Here is a 17243-nt window from a genome sequence, read left to right on the forward strand (position 1 = left end):
GGAGCAGAGATGCTGTCCAGCCAGGGGCAGGGGTCAGGAGGGGCGGGGGGCCTTGGCCGCGAGGGCCGCCTGGTAGAGGTCGCGTCGGGAGAGGCCGGTGGCGGCCGCCACGTCGGTCGAGGCCTCCTTGAGCCGGGCCCCGTCGGCGACGAGGGCCTGCACCTGCGCGAGGCCCGCCGCCAGGTCGAACTCGCGCTCGGGGGCGCCCTCGACCACGACGCAGATCTCGCCGCGCACGCCCTCGGCGGCCCAGGAGGCGAGCTCGGAGGCGGAGCCGCGCCGCACCTCCTCGTGCAGCTTGGTCAGCTCGCGGCAGACGACGACGCGACGGTCGGCGCCGAGTGCCGTGACGACGTCGCCGAGCGAGTCGCCGAGCCGGTGCGGCGACTCGAAGAAGACCATCGTGCGGCGCTCGTCGGCCAGGGCCCCGAGCACGCGGAGGCGGTCGCCCTGCTTGCGCGGCAGGAACCCCTCGAAGCTGAAACGGTCGGTGGGGAGGCCCGACACGGCGAGCGCCGTGAGCACGGCGGAGGGGCCGGGGATCGCCGTGACCGTGACGCCCGCAGCCGCTGCCGCCTCGACGAGGGGGAAGCCCGGGTCGCTGATGGCGGGCATGCCGGCGTCGGTGAGGACGATCAGGTCGGCCGTGCGGGCCAGCTCGACGAGCTCCGCCGCCTTCTCGCGCTCGTTGTGCTCGTGCAGGGCGATGAGGCGGGGCCGGTTCTCGACGCCGAGGGCCCGCATCAGGTGGATGGCGGTGCGGGTGTCCTCCGCCGCGACGACCTCCGCGTTCGTCAGCGCCTCGACCAGCCGGCGGGAGGCGTCGCCCAGGTTTCCGATGGGGGTGGCGGCGAGGACGATCATCGGCCCATTCTCCCCTGGCCGGGCCGTCGCCGACGACGGGCCGAATACGATGGCCGGATGAGCAGCCAGGGCGATCGGGAGTTCGACGCCCTGGTCGACACTGCGACCACCGGACAGACCGGACAGACCGGACAGATCGGACAGACCGGACAGACCGAGCAGGCCGAGCAGGCCGAGCAGGCCGAGCGCAGCGAGCACACCGAGCACCCCGAGCCCGCGCCGGCCCCCGCAGCGCCCCGCCCGCTCCTCCGCGTCGACAGGTGGTGGGGCCGCCTCCTCTCCACTCCGGCCCGGCGCCGCGCCTGGGCCTGGGGCGGCCCGCTGGTCGTCACCCTGCTCGCGGCGGCGCTCCGTCTCTGGGACTTGGGCCGCCCCGGCACCCTCGTCTTCGACGAGACCTACTACGTCAAGGACGCCTGGAGCCTCTGGAACCTCGGATACGAGGGCTCGTGGCCGAGCGACTACGACGCCGCCTTCGCGGCCGGCGGCGCGGACGGCTACCTGGCCGCCCCCTCCTTCGTGGCCCACCCCCCGCTCGGCAAGTGGCTGATCGGCCTCGGGATGTGGGCGCTGGGGCCCGACGACCCGGCCGGCTGGCGGATCAGCACGGCAGTCGCGGGCATCGTCGCGGTGGCGCTCGTCGCCGTGATCGGCACCTACCTGTCGCGCTCGACCCTGGTCGGCACGCTGGCCGGCTTCTTCATGGCGATCGACGGGCACGCGATCGTCATGTCGCGTGTCGCGCTGCTCGACAACTTCGTGATGCTGTTCGGGCTGCTCGCCTTCGGGGCCGTGCTGCTCGACCGACGGCAGAGCGCGAGAGCGCTCGACGCCTGGCTCTTGAGGAGGCGCGCCGCCGGTCGCGACACCGCCTGGGGCCCGTCGCTCTGGGGCCGCCCCTGGCTGGCGACGGCCGGGCTGATGTGCGGCCTCGCGACGGGCGTGAAGTGGAACGGCCTCTACTTCCTCGCCGTCTTCGCCGTCTACACGGTCGTCGTCGACGTGCTCGCGCGCCGTCGGGCGGGCGTCGAGTTCTGGCTCTCTGGCACGTTGTTCCGCCAGGCGCCGGTCAGCTTCCTGCTCACCGTCCCGATCGCTGCCGTCGCCTACGTCGCGAGCTGGACGGGCTGGTTCGTCACCGACGGCGGCTACTACCGCAACTGGGTGACCGAAGGAGGCGAACGCTGGTCGGGCGCCCTCGCCTGGGTCCCCGACACGGTGCAGAACTGGTGGCACTACGAGGCCGGCGTCTACGCGTTCAACGTCGGCCTGCAGACACCGCACTCGTACGAGGCGAACCCGTTCGGCTGGCTGCTGATGCTGCGGCCCACGAGCATGTACTACCAGGGGCTCGACCAGGGGCAGGGCGCCTGCGAGGTCGCCCGCTGCGGGATGGCGATCACCTCGATCGCGAACCCGTTCATCTGGTACGCGGCCGTCGCGGCCTGCGCGTACCTCGTGTACCGCCTCGTCCGCCGCCGCGAGTGGGAGGTCGGGGCCGTGCTGGTCGGGATCGCGGCGGGCTACCTGCCCTGGCTGGCGTTCTCGGGCCGCACGGTCTTCCAGTTCTACACGATCGCCTTCGAGCCCTACCTGCTGCTCGGGCTGGCCGGGGTGCTCGGCATCGTCCTCGGCCGCCGCACCGACCATCCCGACCGGCGGCTGAGCGGCATCGTCGTCACGGGCATCGTGGTCGTCGTCTCGATCGCCGTCACCATGTTCTTCTACCCGCTCTGGACAGCGCAGCTCGAGGACTGGGACTTCATCCGGCTGCACTACTGGATCCCCAGCTGGAAGTAGCGTCGCCCCCTGGTCGTCCCTCCCCCGTCGAGGAGGCGCTGCTCGCTCTGTGTAGTCGCGTTACGTCACGAGGCGTCCTGTGACGCCCAGCGGCTAGCGTGGCCGCATGGCAGATCGTGACTACGGCTTCCGCACGCGTGCGATCCACGCGGGCAACGTCCCCGACTCGGCGACCGGTGCGCGTGCGCTCCCGATCTACCAGTCGAGCGCCTTCGTGTTCGACGACACAGAAGACGCGGCGGCGCGGTTCGCGCTGCAGAAGTACGGGAACATCTACAGCCGTCTCGCCAACCCGACCACCGCCTCCTTCGAGGAGCGCGTCGCGAGCCTCGAGGGCGGCCTGGGCGCCGTCGCGACCTCGAGCGGGCTGAGCGCGCAGTTCATCACCTTCGCCTCGCTGGCCGGCGCGGGCGACCACATCGTCGCGAGCGCCGCCCTCTACGGCGGCTCGGTGACGCAGCTCGACGTCACCCTGCGGCGCTTCGGCGTCGAGACGACCTTCGTGCAGTCGAGCGAGCCCGCCGACTACGCGGCGGCGATCACTCCCGCGACCAAGCTGCTCTTCGTCGAGACCGTCGCGAACCCCTCGGGCGAGATCGCCGACCTCGAGGGCCTCGCCGAGGTCGCCCACGCCGCCGGCATCCCGCTGATCGTCGACTCGACCATCGCGACCCCGTACCTGAACCGTCCGATCGAGTGGGGCGCCGACGTGGTGATCCACTCGGCGACGAAGTTCCTCGGCGGGCACGGCACCACGCTCGGCGGCGTCGTCGTCGAGTCGGGGCGCTTCGGCTGGGACAGCGAGCGGTTCCCGCTCTTCGACCAGCCCGTGCCGAGCTACGGCGGGCTGAACTGGTCCGGCAACTTCGGCGAGTACGCGTTCCTCACACGACTGCGGGCCGAGCAGCTGCGCGACATCGGGCCCGCGCTGGCTCCTCACTCCGCCTTCCTGCTCGCACAAGGCGTCGAGACGCTGCCGTTCCGGATGCGCGCCCACGTCGAGAACGCGCGCGAGGTCGCCGAGTGGCTCGACGCCGACCCGCGCATCGAGCGCGTCCGCTGGGCCGGCCTGCCCGAGCACCCGCACCACGAGCGCGCGGGGAAGTACCTGCCGGAGGGCCCCGGCTCGGTCTTCACCTTCGAGCTGGCCGGCGGGCGCGCCGCAGGCAAGACCTTCATCGAGTCGGTCGAGCTCGCCAGCCACCTGGCCAACATCGGCGACGCGAAGACCCTCGTCATCCACCCCGGGTCGACGACGCATGCCCAGCTCAGCGAGCAGCAGCTCGTCGATGCCGGCGTGCTGCCGGGCTCGGTCCGGATCAGCGTCGGCATCGAGGACGCCGCCGACATCATCGACGACCTCGACCAGGCGCTCAGCGCCGCGACGAAGGAGGCGTGACATGAGCACCAGCACCGGCACGGACGGCGACACGGTCACGACGCAGCTCGCCAACGGGCGCACCTGCGAGCTGCCGTCGAGCTCCCCGCTCGCGAAGCTGCTGAAGTCGCAGCGCACCTGGGTCGGGCCGGACGCCCGAGCCCGGCAGGCCATCCTGCGCTCGGCGAAGAGCGTCGCGATCGTGGGCGCCTCGCCGAACTCGACCCGCTCCTCCTACTTCGTCGGCACCTACCTGCAGCAGTCGAGCGACCTGCGCGTCTACTTCGTGAACCCGCGGGCCGACGTCATCCTCGGCGAGAAGGCGTACCCCGACCTGGCGTCGCTGCCCGAGGTGCCCGACATCGTCGACGTGTTCCGCAAGGCGAGCGACATCCCGTCGGTGGTCGACGACGTGCTGGCGAGCGGGGCCCGGACGATCTGGGTGCAGCTCGGCATCTGGAACGAGGACGCGGCCCGCTACGCCGAGGCCCAGGGCCTCACCGTCGTGATGGACCGCTGCATCAAGGTCGAGCACGCCCGGTTCAACGGAGGCCTCAACCTGATGGGCTTCGACACGGGCGTCATCTCGTCGCGGCGATCGGGACGCTGAGCCCGGGTCACCGCGGGTCGCCCACCACGAAGGTGGAGTCGGCCTCCCGCCCCGGGCCGGTGCTGAACGACTCTGACCGCTGGACGGTCCACGGGCCGTCCCACACGATCGGACGGCCCCGCGGCTGCACCACGACGTTGTCGTGCGAGGACAGCCCGGACGGCAGGACCGCGGTCGCGCCCGCCCCTGCGCCGACGTAGTAGACGGCGTCGCGGCTCGACCCGAACACATTGCCCGTCACCTCGATCGAGACGGGCGTCTCGAGCTCGTAGAAGACCACGTGGCTGCCGCGGCCGACCTGCTGGGCACGCGCGCCCCACCCCAGGCCCACGTCGTGGCAGACGTTGTCGACGAAACGGCAGTCGAGCACGCCGGGCGACGCCGGCCCTCCCCGCGTCCACACCTCGAACGCCTGCGTGCACCGCAGCACGACGTTCTGCTCGAAGACGATCGCGGACCACGGGCCGTCCCAGCCCTGCACGGTCGTCGCGGTGTCCCAGCAGTCGGTGATCACGCACCGACGCACCGTGACCCGCTGGCCGGCCTGCCAGATCTGCACGCCGTTGCCGTAGCGGCCGGCCCCCGGCAGCTCTGAGCCTCCGACGTGGCTCACGGTGCAGTGCTCGATCAGCACGTCGTGCACCCCGGGGCCGTCGTCGTAGCCGTGGGAGCCGGTGCCCACGAGGTGCAGGCCGCGCAGCACGAGCTGGGAGACGCCCAGCACCAGGGGGTCGTCGACGGCCGCCTGGACGCTGCCGAGGGTGTCCGGTCGCGCGTCGCTGCGGACCGTGAGCACCGTCGACCCCGCGGGGGACGCGAACTCCCACTGGCCGCGCAGGTCGGCCACGGACCCCCGTCGGTAGGCACGGATCTCGTCGTTCACCTTGAGGAAGCCCACGTTCGCCGTGGACGACGACGCGTCCCCGAGCCAGTCGCTGCCTGCCCCCGTGGCGGCCAGGTCGACCTGCCACCGCCCCGAGCCGGGGGCCGTCTCGCGCCAGCCGGCGGCCGTCGGGGTCTTGAAGGCCGACACACGCGGTGCGCTGCCCGTGCCGTAGGCAGCGATCGTGAGGAGGCGGTCGTCACCCTGGGCAGGCTCCCGCGGGCGGAGCACTCCGGGGTGGACGCGGCCCCGCGCGAGCAGGACGGTGTCGCCGTGCCGCACCTGCTGCTCGGCGAAGGCGAGGTTGAGCCTGGCCAGCGACCGCCACGGTCGTGTCGGCGAGAGACCGTCCGCGTCGTCGGAGCCGGACGGGTGCACGTGGAAGGTGCGGCCGGGCGCCGCGTCGGGGGCCGGCGGGGAGGCGGAGGCGGGACCGGCCGGGAGCACGGCGTCGGCGAGGCCGGCAGCGGCGGCCGCGGCGCCCGCCGCCGCGAGCGCGCCGAGGAGACCGCGGCGAGTCGGGCCCTGCGGCGTGTCGGCGGGGACGGCTGCGCGGGGGGCACCGGACGAGGCATCGAGGGTCACGCCGTCGACCGTAGTGCATACATGCCTGCATGCTGTGGCATGTAGCCAAAGAGACCAAGGCATGTAGACACGACACGTTGCCGTGGTCCATATTCGACACATGACATCCAGGCAGCCGACCTCCCCGCTGACCCTCCGGCTGGCCCGTGGCGGGGCCTTCGACTCGCTCCGGTGGTTCGCCGCGATCGCGGTGGTGGTCCTGCACGCGAGCTCGGCCCTCGGGGTCGAGGTGCTCTGGGGCGGCGTCGAGTACGCCGAGCCGATCATGGTGTTCTTCACGTTGACGGGCATGTTCGTCTACGCGTCGGCCGTCTCGACCTGGTCGCGGACAGGCTCCTGGCGCACCTACGCCCGGAACAGGTGGCTCCGCGTCGCCCCCGCGATCGCGGCGTTCGCCGTGGCCACGCCCCTCGTCCTCGTCGCCGTCGGCGCCGCCTCCCCGTCGACGCTCCTGTCGCCCGAGCTCGTCGTGTGGCTCGGCGCAGCCGCCCTGCTCGTGCCCAACTACGACCCCTCGATCTGGTCGCACATCGGCAGCGGCTCGATGAACGGCCCGCTCTACACGGTCCCCGCCGAGATGAGCTTCTACCTGCTGGTGCCGTTCCTCGTGCTGGCTGCACGCCGGTTCGGCTTCTGGCGCATGATCGGCGCGATGGTGGTCGTGAGCGTCGTCGGCGCCTTCGTCACGAACCAGGGCGGGCCCCTCGTGCACGAGGTCTTCCACCACCTGTTCCTCGAGCGGGCCGCCTACTTCACGACGGGCATGGTCCTCGCCCGTGTCGGGTCCGCCGTGCCCCTGCGCTGGTGGATCGCACTCGTCGCCCTGGCGGCCCACGTGGGCCTGCGCACCTATCAGGACCACGGGCCCGACACCGGCGTGCTCGCCTGGTCGCAGCACACGTTCAAGCCGCTGCTCTGCGCTCTCCCGATCGGCTACCTCGTGCTCTGGGCCGGCGTGAGGCTCCCCGCGTTCCTGGGGCGCGTGACCGCGACGCTCGGCGACTGGAGCTTCGGCACGTACCTCTGGCACTCCGTCGTCCTGAACCTCGCCCTGTGGTGGGGAGCCCGGGGGTCGGGACTCGCGCTCGTCGCCGTCCTCGTCGTCAGCCTCGCCTGCGGGGCCGTGTCCTGGCGACTCGTCGAACGCCGCTTCCTGGCCCGCAAGCAGGTCAGCCTGCGGGGGCGGACGGACGACGTCGACCGGCCGGGTCCGGCTCCCGGCCCCGTCGACGCGCGACCCGTCGCGTGACGCCCCGTGAACGCGTCCCGGGAGCGATGACGGGGGCACCCGCTACCGTGGCCCGCATGTCCCCCGTGATCACCTCCCCCCTCGTCTCCAGCCAGTGGGTGGCCGACCACCTCGGTGCCGACGACATGGTCGTGGTCGACGTCTCGGTGCTCCCCGTCCGCGACAGCGAGGGGGCGGCGACCGGTCGGTTCACGACGGGCCGCGGCGAGTACCTCGAGCAGGGGCACGTCCCCGGGGCCGTGTTCGGCGACCTCATCCACGACCTCAGCGACGACCGGGCGGCACTCCCGTTCACCCGGCCCGACGTCGAGCGCTTCGCCGAGGCCGCCGGCGCCCTGGGCATCGCCGCCGGCACGACGGTCGTCGCCTACGACTCGTCGGGCGGCCCGTGGGCTGCCCGGCTCTGGTGGCTGCTGCGCGCGGCCGGCCACGACGACGCGGCCGTCCTCGACGGGGGCTTCTCCGCCTGGGCTGCCGAGGGGCGTCCCGTCGACGTCGGAGCCGTCGAGCCCGAGCCGTCCGTGTTCGTCGCGCAGGAGCGACCGGGGCTGTGGGTCGACAAGCCCTACGTCGAGGCCGTGGTCCGCGGCGACGAGCGGGCGGCACTCGTCTGCGGCTCACCCCGGGCCGAGTTCGACGGCGTCGCGGGCGCGCGTCCCCGGCTGGGCCACATCCCCGGCAGCGTCAACGTGCCGTCGACCGAGCTCGTCGGCCACGACCTGCACTTCGCCGAGACCGAGCAGCTCGAGGCGGCGTTCGCGCCGGTGCTCGAGGCCGAGAAGGTCGTCGTCTACTGCGGCCAGGGCATCGCGGCCAGCGCGGACGCCCTCGCGCTGGTGCTCGTGGGGCACGACGACGTCGCCCTGTACGACGGCTCGCTCGACGAGTGGACGGGCGACGACGACGCCCCGCTCGAGGCGCTCGCGGCCTGACCTTCGGCGAGGCGCGACGCGGTCGTCGCCGCCGCCGCCGGTCGAGGGCGGTCGAGGGCGGTCGAGGGCGGGTCCCCCGGGTCGAGGGCGGGTCGCGCGGAACCCGCCCTCGAGCCGGGCGACCCGCCCTCGACGAGGTCAGCCGTCCAGGGCCTGCGGACGAGCCTGCTCGGCGAGGTCGCGGTCGAGTTCCTCGACGCCCGTGACGGGAAGTCGGCAGACGAAGTCGTGGCAGAGGTACGCGGTCGCGTGGCCCTGCACGGCGGTGCGCCCCGCGAAGAGCTCGAAGCCAGCGTCCGCCAGCGCCACGGCGGAGTCCTCGTCGACGACGCCCACGAGCACGCCGGGCCCGAGGGTCCGCCGAGCCCGCGCACCGAGGTCGACGGCGGCCGCCGGGACGGCCGGAGCAGCGGGCGCAGACGCAGCCGAGAGCTCGCCCTCGACCTGGGCGACGACGGCCGGTGAGATCACCGACGGCTCGACGACGAGCAGCTGCGTGGACGGCGCGGCGAGCTCCGCGAGCAGCGAGAACGTCGTCCCGTACGCGACGGGCGAGTCGAGCGCCGCGTCGGCGGCCGGGCCGACGGCCCGCTCGGCGGCTCGACGCCAGCGGGCATCACCGGTGAGCCGGTGGAGCGTCAGCGCCGCGGCAGCCGCCGCTGCGACCCCGGACGGGTAGGCGCCCTCTGACGGGTCGGCGGCGAGCGCCGTCCCCTGCGCCCGCAGCACGGGATCCGCTCCCGCCGGCGCCGCGAAGGGCGCGGCCGTGTCGTCGTCGGTGACGCACGCCTCCATCAGCGACCGCGCGGCCACGGCGTACCGGGGCAGGCCGGTGGCGAGCGTCAGCTGCAGCAGGCCCTCGGCGAACATGCCGTGGTCCTCGAGCGTGGCGACCGCCTCCGACACCCCGGTCGACGAGGAGGCGCGCAGCAGCCGACCGTCCGGGGTCACGTGATCGTCGAGCAGGACGTCCGCGGCCCTGCGTGCCGCGGCCACCCAGTCCGGGCGGTCGTGCCGTGCCCCGGCCTCGGCGAGCGCCGCGATCGCGAGCCCGTTCCAGCCCGTGAGCACCTTGTCGTCGACCGGCGGAGCCTCGTGCCGCGCGCGCTCGGCAGCGTCGAGGGCGTAGTACCCGCCCTCGACCCGGCGACCGTCGATCGTGCTCTCCGAGTCCTGAGCCGACCCGAAGGCGCCGCGCGGCGTGCGGAGACGCGCGAGCAGGAACTCCGCGATGCCGGCCGCGACCCCGAGCGGCGCGGGCGTGGTCGCAGGGGCGCGACCCGCGCCTCCTTCGCCCTCGACCGAGTCGACGTGCCGCGGCTCGGCCGGCTCGAGCAGGGCCAGCCGCGAGTACGCGGTGAGCAGCAGGGCGTTGTCGTAGAGCATCCGTTCGTAGTGGGGATCGCCCCAGTCGCGCCGGGTCGAGTAGCGGAAGAAGCCGCCCTCGACCGGGTCGCGCAGCGGGGACGCGGCCATGCGTCGCAGGGTGCGGGAGGCGAGGGCGAGCGACGGACGGTCTCCCCCGGTGCCGAGCCCGAGCAGTGCCAGCTGGGCCGGCGCGACGGGGAACTTCGGGGCGCCGCCGAACCCGCCGTGCTCGACGTCCTCGGCGGCGGCGACGCGGGCCGCCGCGTGCGAGAGGGCGGCGGCGGTCGGCAGCTCGACCGAGCCGCCGGCAGGAGGCGCCGGCTGGGCCGCCAGCGCAGCCGCCACCCCTCGAGCGGTCGCGTCCACCTCGCCGCGGCGGCTCGTCCACGCCTCGGTGACGGCGTCGAGCACCTGCCGGAACGCCGGGTGGTCCTGGACGGGCTGCGGCGGGAAGTAGGTCCCCGCGAAGAAGGCCTGCCCGGCGGGCGTGGTGAAGACGGTGAGCGGCCAGCCGAGCTGCGGGGTGAAGGCGGAGGCGGCGGCGAGGTAGCTGGAGTCGACGTCGGGGTGCTCCTCCCGGTCGACCTTGATCGCGACGAAGTGCTCGTTCAGGTGCGCGGCGAGGTCGGGATCGCTGAAGCTCTCACGGGCCATCACATGGCACCAGTGGCAGGTCGAGTAGCCGATCGAGACGAGCACGGGCACGTCTCTGCGGGCCGCCTCGGCGAAGGCCTCGGGGCCCCACGCCCACCAGTCGACGGGGTTGCCGGCGTGCGAGCGCAGGTACGGGCTGACGGCGTCGGCGAGTCGGTTCGTCATGCCTCCACGCTAGGCGCGTGCGTCGGCGCCCGGCACGTCGCGCAGCGCGGGGCCGTCGTAGTGCGACAGCGGCCGGATCATCGAGTTGGCCTCGCGCTGCTCGATCACGTGGGCGCTCCAGCCGAGCACCCGCGACGCGACGAACAGCGGCGTGAACACCGCCGTGTCGAATCCCATCAGGTGGTAGGCGAAGCCCGACGGCCAGTCGACGTTCGGCTTCAGTCCCTTGCGCTCGAGCACCCCCGCGGCCAGCGCGTCGTAGACGGCGGCGAGCTGGTCGACCCGGGCGTCGCCGGAGGCGCGGGCCCGGTCGACGAGGCCGGCCAGCGCCTCCTCCATGGTCGGCACCCGGCTGTCGCCGTTCTTGTAGACGCGGTGCCCGAAGCCCATGATCTTCTCCCGACGCGAGAAGGCGCCGTCGAGCCAGGCGGCGGCCCCGTCGGCCCCGCCCTCGTCGGCGACGCGGACGAGCAGCTCGAGCGCCGCCTCGTTGGCCCCGCCGTGCAGCGGGCCCTTGAGGGCGCCGACCGCGGCGACGATCGACGAGTGCAGGTCGCTCAGCGTCGACGCGACGACACGAGCCGTGAACGTCGACGCGTTGAACGAGTGCTCGGCGTAGAGCACCATCGACGTGTCGAACGCCCGGACGTCGAGCTCGTCGGCCTCGCGCCCGAACACCTGCCGGAGGAAGTCGGCGCTGTAGCCGAGGTCGTCGCGAGGCTGTACGGGAGGCAGGTCGCGCCTCCTCCGCTGGTCGTACGCGATCACGGCGGGCAGGGCACCGAACAGCCGCGTGGCGAGGCGACGGGTGTCGGCGGGGTCGTGCTCGCCGGGGGCGCTGCTCGGCTCGGGCCCGGCGGCGCCGAGGGCGCTGATCGCGGTGCGGACGACGTCCATAGGGTGCGCCGACGTGGGGATCAGGTCGATGACGTGCTGCAGCCCCGGCGCGAGGGGGCGCGCCGCCCGCAGCTCGGCGTCGAACGCGGACCGCTGCTCGGGCGTCGGCAGCTCGCCGTGCAGCAGGAGGTACGCGACGTCCTCGATCTCGCACGAGGCGGCGAGCTGCTGCACCGGGTACCCGCGGTAGAGCAGGGAGTTGCTGGCCGCGTCGACCGACGAGACCGCGGTGCGGTCGACGACGACGCCGGCCAGGCCCTTGTGCAGCTCGGGTGCGGGAGGTGCGGTGAGGGTGTCGCTCATGGTCACTCCTTCGTGAGGTGAGGCGATGTGGGCCGGCGGCGGTGCCGGCAGGTGGTGCGGGTGGTGCTGGTGGTGCGGGTGGTGCGGGTCGAGCTGCTGGTCGTGCTGCTGCTCAGCGCTCGACCGTGAAGTCGAACACGCCGCCGTCGAAGGCAGAGTAGCCCTCGTAGTCGACGAGGTCGTAGAGATCGGCGCGGTGCTGCATCCTGTCGAGGAGGCGCGCCTGGGTCCCGGTCGCGGCGAGCTCGTCGAGGCCCCGTCCGGCCTCGCCCATGGCGAGCCGCAGCAGCGTCACCGGCCAGATGACCATCCGCACCCCGGCGCCGAGCAGCTGCTCGGTCGTGTGCAGCTCGCCCTTGCCGAACTCGGTCATGTTGGCGAGGACCGGCACGCCGACCGCCTCGGCGACGGCCTCGAACTCGGCCAGGCCGGTCAGCGCCTCCGGGAAGATCGCGTCGGCACCCGCGTCGACGAGCGCCTTCGCCCGGTCGACGGCCACGTCGAGACCCTCGACCGCGCGGACGTCGGTGCGGGCCATCACGAGGAAGTCGGGGTCGCGGCGGCCCTCGACAGCGGCGCGGACGCGCTTCACGGCCGTGTCGAGGCCGACGACCTGCTTGCCGTCGAGGTGCCCGCAGCGCTTCGGGTTGACCTGGTCCTCGACGTGCAGGCCGGCGAGCCCCGCGTCCTCCATCGTCTGCACCGTACGGGCGACGTTCATCGGCTCGCCGAAGCCCGTGTCGGCATCGACGAGCGTCGGCAGGTCGGTCATCCGGGCGATCTGGCCGGCCCGGGTCGCGACCTCGGTCAGCGTCGTGAGCCCGATGTCGGGCAGCCCGAGGTCGGCCGCGACGACAGCGCCCGAGACGTAGACGCCCTCGAACCCCTTCCGCTCGATCAGCCGAGCGCTCAGCGGGTTGAAGGCGCCGGGCAGGCGCACGAGCCGGTCGCCCACGAGCGCCTCGCGGAGCCGTCGGCGCTTCTCGGCCGGGGTCGTCGTCGAGTACAGCATCAGAACAGCCCGTCGGGCGAGGCCGCGTCGACCTGGTCGAGCGTGCCGGGCAGGGGCGTGAGCGTCAGCCCGGCGAGCTCGTGTGCCTCGAGCGTCCGGAGGCGCGTCGCCAGCCCCAGGAACCGCTCCACCTCCTCCTGCGCCAGCACCCCCTCTGCCAGCGTGCGGAACTTGCGCACGTAGTCCTCGCGGACGAACGGCCGGGCGCCGAGCGGGTGCGCGTCGGCCACGGCGATCTCGTCGACGAGCCGCGACCCGTCGGTGAACTCCACCTCGATGCGACCGCCGAACGCCTTCTCGGCCGGGTCGGCGGAGTGGTACCGCCGGGTCCACTCGGCGTCCTCGGCGGTCGTGATCCGCCTCCAGAGCTCGACGGTGTCGGGACGCTGCGCGCGCTCGGGCGCGTAGCTGCGCTCGTGGTGCCACTCGCCGTCCTGCAGGGCGACGGCGACGATGTAGGGGATCGAGTGGTCGAGCGTCTCGCGGCTGGCGGTCGGGTCGTACTTCTGCGGGTCGCCGGCGCCCGAGCCGATCACGACGTGCGTGTGGTGGCTCGTGTGCAGGACGACGCTGTGCACCGCGGCCGGGTCGCGCAGCTCGGGACGCTCGCGACCGAGGCGGCGGGCGAGGTCGATCCAGGCCTGCGCCTGGTACTCGGCCGAGTGCTCCTTCGTGTAGCTGTCGAGGATCGCGCGCTTGGCCTCGCCCGGCCCCGGCAGCGGCACGGAGTAGCGCGCCTCGGGTCCGTCGAGCAGGCGGGCGATCACGCCGTCCTCCCCCTCCCAGATCGGGCTCGGGCTGGTCTGGCCGCGCAGCGCCCGGTCGATCGCCTCGATCGCCTGCTTGCCGGCGAAGGCGGGCGCGTAGGCCTTCCAGGTCGAGATGAGGCCCTTGCGCGACTGCCTCGTGGCCGTGGTCGTGTGCAGCGCCTGCGCGATGGCCTGGGCGGTCCGCTCGACGTCGAGGCCGAGCAGCGCCGCGATGCCGCCGGCCGCGCTCGGGCCGAGGTGCGCGACGTGGTCGATCTTGTGGGCGTGCAGGCTGATCGCGCGGGCGAGGTCGATCTGCAGCTCGTAGCCGGCCGCGATGCCGCGGACCAGCTGCTCGCCGTCCGCGCCGACGTGCTGCGCGACGGCGAGCACGGGAGGGATGTTGTCGCCGGGGTGCGAGTACTCGGCGGCGAGGAAGGTGTCGTGGTAGTCGAGCTCGCGCACCGCGACGCCGTTGGCCCAGGCGGCCCACTCCGGCTGCACGCGGAGCTCGGGGTCGAGGCCGAAGACGGTCGCGCCGGCCCGGGGGCTGCGGGCGTCCGAGCTGGCGATGCCGGTCGGGCCCGCGGCGTGCAGGGTGCTGTCGGGGCGGTCGGCGGTGTCGGCGGGGCTGTCGCCGTGTCCGCTCACGCCGGAGCCGGCTCCGGCGTGCCGGGTGCGGTGCTGCAGCCGTGCGGCCGCCTGTGCCCTGGCCGCGGCGACGGGCGCCCGGCCGAGGCTCGCGACGGCGACGGCCGCGTTGTCGATGACGCGGTTGACCACCATCTCGGCCACGTCGTCGTCGACCGCGACGGGGTCGACCGCGACGGAGGCCAGCCGATGGGCCAGCTCGTCGTGCCGCGCGAGCGGGTCGTCGGAACGGTGGACGTGCACCTCGTTGAGCATCACCCGACCCACCCTAGGCGTCGGAGCCGACCGCCCGTCGAGGCCCCTCGGGCCCCGGCGGGGGCGGCTGCGGTGGGCGCGGCTGCCGCGCCGTGACGACGGCCACGACCCCGGCGAGCACGAGCCCGAGGCCGAGCCAGCCGGGCGGGGCGAGCCGCTCCCCCACGACGAGCACGGCGAGCAGGGTCGCCACCACCGGCTCGAGCAGCGTCACGGTCGTCGCGCGCGAGCTCGACACGGTGCGGAGCCCCGCCCCGAACAGCAGGTACGCGACGAACATCGGCCCGAGCGCGAGGTAGAGGTGCACCCCGACGGAGGTGCTCGTCTCGACGATCGGGGCGCCCGTCAGCAGCAGCACCGGCACGAGCACGACGGCCCCGACGCCGAACTGCGCCGCCATCGAGCCGCGCGCCGTGTGCCCGAGGTCGAGGAGGCGGCCTGCCGTGTACGTGTACGTCGCGTACGCCAGGCCGGCGAGCAGGCCGAGGGCGACCCCGACCAGGAACGTCGACGTCGGCTGCAGGCCGGCGGCCGCAGCCTGCCCGGGCCCTGCGACGAAGCCGGGGTCGACGTCGCGGGGCTGTTCGTCGTGCCCGAACGCCGCGAGCAGTGCGACTCCGACGACGGCAGCGCCGGCCGAGGCCGCCCAGCGTCGGTCGAGGCGTCGCCGGCGGCCGGCCGGGTCGAGCAGCCGCTCGAGCAGCGCGGCGAAGAGCGGAGCGGTCCCGAGCGAGACGACGTTGCCGACGGCGACCCCGGCCAGGGACATCGACGAGTAGAACGCGAGCGGGTACGCGACGACCGCGAGCGCTCCAGGGACGATCCAGCGCCAGGAGGCGCCGCCTCCTCGGAGCACCGCCGCGGCCTGCCTCGGCGCGGTCAGCGCGAGCAGCAGTCCGCCGACGCACATCGTCGCCGCGCCCGTCGCGAGCGGGCTGACCGACGCCGGCAGCAGGCTCGCCGCCGTGCCGGTGGTGCCCCAGAGCAGTGCCGCGAGCACGATGCCGATCACGCGCCGATCGTACCGACCCGTCCGCTCGAGGGCGGGTCGCGGTCATAGAGGGCGGGTCGCCGCGGACCCGCCCTCGGCGACACGGACCCGCCCTCGACATTCGGCGCGAGCATTCAGGGCGAGCCGGACGCGCTGGGCGGGGTGTGCCCGAGTGCGCCGGGGGCGACGGGGGCGCGCGCGGTCAGGACGGCGCGACCGCCGCCTCCTGCACGCCGAACCTCGCGACCAGGTCGCGCTTCAGCACCTTGCCGCTGGGGCCGAGGGGCAGCGCGTCGACGACGTGCACCACGCGGGGGAACTTGTACGCGGCGATCTCGTCCGAGACGAAGGCGACCAGCTCCTCGGGGGCGACCGTCGCGCCGGCACGCAGCACGACCGCCGCCTCGATCTCCTGGCCGTGCGTCTCGTGCGGCACGCCGAACACGGCGGCCATGGTCACGTCGGGGTGCTGGGCGAGCACCTCCTCGACCTGGCGCGGGTACACGTTGTAGCCGTTGCGGATGATCATGTCCTTGGTCCGGTCGACGACGGTGAGGTAGTCGTCGTCGTCCTTCGTGCCGAGGTCGCCGGTGCGGAACCAGCCGTCGACGATCGCCTTCGCCGTGTCCTCTGGGCGGTCGAGGTAGCCGTTCATGAGGTTGTGGCCGCGGACGACGATCTCGCCGATCTCGCCGTGCGGCAGCAGCACGATGCTGTCCTCGACCGAGGAGTCGGCGATCTCGACGTCGACGCCCCAGATCGGGGTGCCGATCGTGCCTGGCCGCGGGGGCCTGCCGACGTGGTTGAAGGTCGCGACCGGCGACGTCTCGGTGAGCCCGTAGCCCTCGTGCACCGGGGCGCCGTAGACCTGCTCGAACTTCGCCAGCACGGCGAGCGGCAAGGAGGCGCCGCCCGAGATCGCGTACCGGAGCGGCGGCCGTGCCTCCGACCGCGTCGCGGCGTCGAGCAGCGCCATGTACATCGTCGGCACGCCCATGAAGACCTCGCAGCCGTGCTCGACCATGGCCGCGAGCGCCGCGTCGCCGTCGAACTTCGGCAGCATGACGATCGTCGCGCCGGCCCGGAACCCGGTGTTCATGGTGCAGGTCTGCCCGAAGGTGTGGAACAGGGGCAGGGCGCCGAGCAGCACGTCGCCGCGGCGCATGTCGAAGGTGCTCATCAGGTTCGTGTCGACTTGCTGCAGCAGCGCGAAGTGCGAGCCCTCGGCGCCCTTCGGCTGACCGGTGGTGCCGCTCGTGTAGAGGATCGTCGCGGTGTCGAACGGGTGCCGCGGCACGTAGGTTGTCAGAGGCTCGGCCTCGGCCGCGAGCGCCTCGAGCCGTTCGGGCGCCGTGGGCACGACGGCGGTGCCCGCATCCGTCGCAGGAGGCGCGAGCACCGTCACGACGTCGACTCCCGCCAGCTGCGCCCCGGCCGCTCCCTCGGGCAGCAACGGCGCCGCGCAGACGAGCAGCGACGACCCGCTGTCGCGCAGCACGTACTCGATCTCGTGGCGCTTGAGCAGCGCGTGCACGGGCACGACCACGGCCCCGAGCGCGAGGGTCGCGTAATAGACGCGGGCGAAGTCGGCGACGTTCGGGACGAGCATCGCGACGCGGTCGCCCTCGCCGACGCCGCGGGCGCGGAGGGCCCCGGCGTAGGCGAGCGACTGCTGCCAGAGCTCTCGGTAGGTGGTGCGCTGCGGGCCGACGACGACGGCGACGTCGTCCGGGTACCGGGCGGCCGCCTCGCTCAGGATCGCGGCGACCGAGGCCGTCGCGTGGCCGGTGGGGCTGGCCGTGGGTGCGTTCGTGACTGTTGTCTTCGAGGTCATGCCGGGTGTGCTCCGTCTCCGTTGACGAGTGGTCCTGGTCGGATCATACGTCCCGTGACGGGG

13 protein-coding genes are annotated in these 17243 nt (G+C 73.7%); 5 read left to right on the forward strand and 8 right to left on the reverse strand.

What is annotated here, in order from left to right; genetic code table 11:
• Positions 1-33: 33 nt before the first annotated feature.
• A complete protein-coding gene (gene rsmI, locus JOE35_RS12995; protein ID WP_123548018.1) occupies positions 34-864 on the reverse strand; it encodes a 16S rRNA (cytidine(1402)-2'-O)-methyltransferase in 831 nt (276 codons plus the stop codon).
• A gap of 57 nt (positions 865-921) precedes the next feature.
• Between rsmI and JOE35_RS13000 the strand changes: the two genes are divergently transcribed.
• From JOE35_RS13000 to JOE35_RS13010, 3 genes are all read left to right on the forward strand, one after another.
• Positions 922-2664, forward strand: a complete 1743-nt coding sequence (locus JOE35_RS13000) for a dolichyl-phosphate-mannose--protein mannosyltransferase (protein WP_209561416.1) — start codon at positions 922-924, stop codon at positions 2662-2664.
• 106 nt (positions 2665-2770) lie between these two features.
• Entirely contained in the window at positions 2771-4063 is a 1293-nt protein-coding gene (locus JOE35_RS13005) for an O-acetylhomoserine aminocarboxypropyltransferase/cysteine synthase family protein (RefSeq protein WP_209561417.1), read from the forward strand.
• Between the two features lies 1 nt (position 4064).
• On the forward strand, positions 4065-4652 hold the full coding sequence (locus JOE35_RS13010) for a CoA-binding protein (RefSeq protein ID WP_209561418.1): 588 nt from the start codon (positions 4065-4067) through the stop codon (positions 4650-4652).
• A gap of 7 nt (positions 4653-4659) precedes the next feature.
• On the opposite strand, the gene JOE35_RS15900 is transcribed toward JOE35_RS13010, so the two are convergent.
• Positions 4660-6120, reverse strand: coding sequence for a right-handed parallel beta-helix repeat-containing protein (locus JOE35_RS15900; RefSeq protein ID WP_209561419.1), 1461 nt, complete (start codon positions 6118-6120; stop codon positions 4660-4662).
• 100 nt (positions 6121-6220) lie between these two features.
• Here JOE35_RS15900 and JOE35_RS13020 point away from each other — a divergent pair, with 100 nt between their 5' ends.
• A complete protein-coding gene (locus tag JOE35_RS13020; RefSeq protein ID WP_209561420.1) occupies positions 6221-7369 on the forward strand; it encodes an acyltransferase in 1149 nt (382 codons plus the stop codon).
• 56 nt (positions 7370-7425) lie between these two features.
• On the forward strand, positions 7426-8301 hold the full coding sequence (locus JOE35_RS13025) for a sulfurtransferase (protein ID WP_209561421.1): 876 nt from the start codon (positions 7426-7428) through the stop codon (positions 8299-8301).
• A 138-nt stretch (positions 8302-8439) separates the two neighbouring features.
• Here the strand turns inward: JOE35_RS13025 and JOE35_RS13030 are convergent, their stop codons facing one another.
• The 6 genes from JOE35_RS13030 to JOE35_RS13055 form a co-directional block, all read right to left on the reverse strand.
• The gene (locus JOE35_RS13030) at positions 8440-10488 is read right to left on the reverse strand and encodes a thioredoxin domain-containing protein (RefSeq protein WP_209561422.1); all 2049 of its coding nucleotides are present in this window, start codon (positions 10486-10488) and stop codon (positions 8440-8442) included.
• Between the two features lie 9 nt (positions 10489-10497).
• A complete protein-coding gene (locus tag JOE35_RS13035) occupies positions 10498-11688 on the reverse strand; it encodes a bifunctional 2-methylcitrate synthase/citrate synthase (RefSeq protein ID WP_209561423.1) in 1191 nt (396 codons plus the stop codon).
• A gap of 112 nt (positions 11689-11800) precedes the next feature.
• Positions 11801-12700 (reverse strand): methylisocitrate lyase, encoded by a 900-nt coding sequence (gene prpB, locus JOE35_RS13040; RefSeq protein WP_209561424.1) that lies wholly within the window; start codon positions 12698-12700, stop codon positions 11801-11803.
• Positions 12700-14355, reverse strand: coding sequence for an MmgE/PrpD family protein (locus tag JOE35_RS13045; RefSeq protein ID WP_209562068.1), 1656 nt, complete (start codon positions 14353-14355; stop codon positions 12700-12702). Before JOE35_RS13045 ends, prpB begins: the two co-directional genes overlap by 1 nt.
• Positions 14356-14368: 13 nt before the next feature.
• On the reverse strand, positions 14369-15367 hold the full coding sequence (locus JOE35_RS16150; protein WP_209561425.1) for a DMT family transporter: 999 nt from the start codon (positions 15365-15367) through the stop codon (positions 14369-14371).
• 181 nt (positions 15368-15548) lie between these two features.
• Positions 15549-17180 carry a long-chain fatty acid--CoA ligase gene (locus JOE35_RS13055; protein WP_209561426.1) on the reverse strand — a complete coding sequence of 544 codons (1632 nt, stop codon included), beginning with the start codon at positions 17178-17180 and terminating at the stop codon, positions 15549-15551.
• Positions 17181-17243: the final 63 nt, after the last annotated feature.

The organism is Frigoribacterium sp. PvP032 (assembly GCF_017833035.1).
Taxonomy (GTDB): Bacteria; Actinomycetota; Actinomycetes; order Actinomycetales; family Microbacteriaceae; genus Frigoribacterium.

Coding starts and splice junctions, on each gene's coding strand:
- JOE35_RS13010 (WP_209561418.1), top strand. CDS start 4,065: ATGAGCACCAGCACCGGCACGGACGGCGACACGGTCACGACGCAGCTC.
- prpB (WP_209561424.1), bottom strand. CDS start 12,700: ATGCTGTACTCGACGACGACCCCGGCCGAGAAGCGCCGACGGCTCCGC.
- JOE35_RS13055 (WP_209561426.1), bottom strand. CDS start 17,180: ATGACCTCGAAGACAACAGTCACGAACGCACCCACGGCCAGCCCCACC.
- JOE35_RS13020 (WP_209561420.1), top strand. CDS start 6,221: ATGACATCCAGGCAGCCGACCTCCCCGCTGACCCTCCGGCTGGCCCGT.
- JOE35_RS13005 (WP_209561417.1), top strand. CDS start 2,771: ATGGCAGATCGTGACTACGGCTTCCGCACGCGTGCGATCCACGCGGGC.
- JOE35_RS13025 (WP_209561421.1), top strand. CDS start 7,426: ATGTCCCCCGTGATCACCTCCCCCCTCGTCTCCAGCCAGTGGGTGGCC.
- rsmI (WP_123548018.1), bottom strand. CDS start 864: ATGATCGTCCTCGCCGCCACCCCCATCGGAAACCTGGGCGACGCCTCC.
- JOE35_RS13030 (WP_209561422.1), bottom strand. CDS start 10,488: ATGACGAACCGACTCGCCGACGCCGTCAGCCCGTACCTGCGCTCGCAC.
- JOE35_RS13045 (WP_209562068.1), bottom strand. CDS start 14,355: ATGCTCAACGAGGTGCACGTCCACCGTTCCGACGACCCGCTCGCGCGG.
- JOE35_RS13035 (WP_209561423.1), bottom strand. CDS start 11,688: ATGAGCGACACCCTCACCGCACCTCCCGCACCCGAGCTGCACAAGGGC.
- JOE35_RS13000 (WP_209561416.1), top strand. CDS start 922: ATGAGCAGCCAGGGCGATCGGGAGTTCGACGCCCTGGTCGACACTGCG.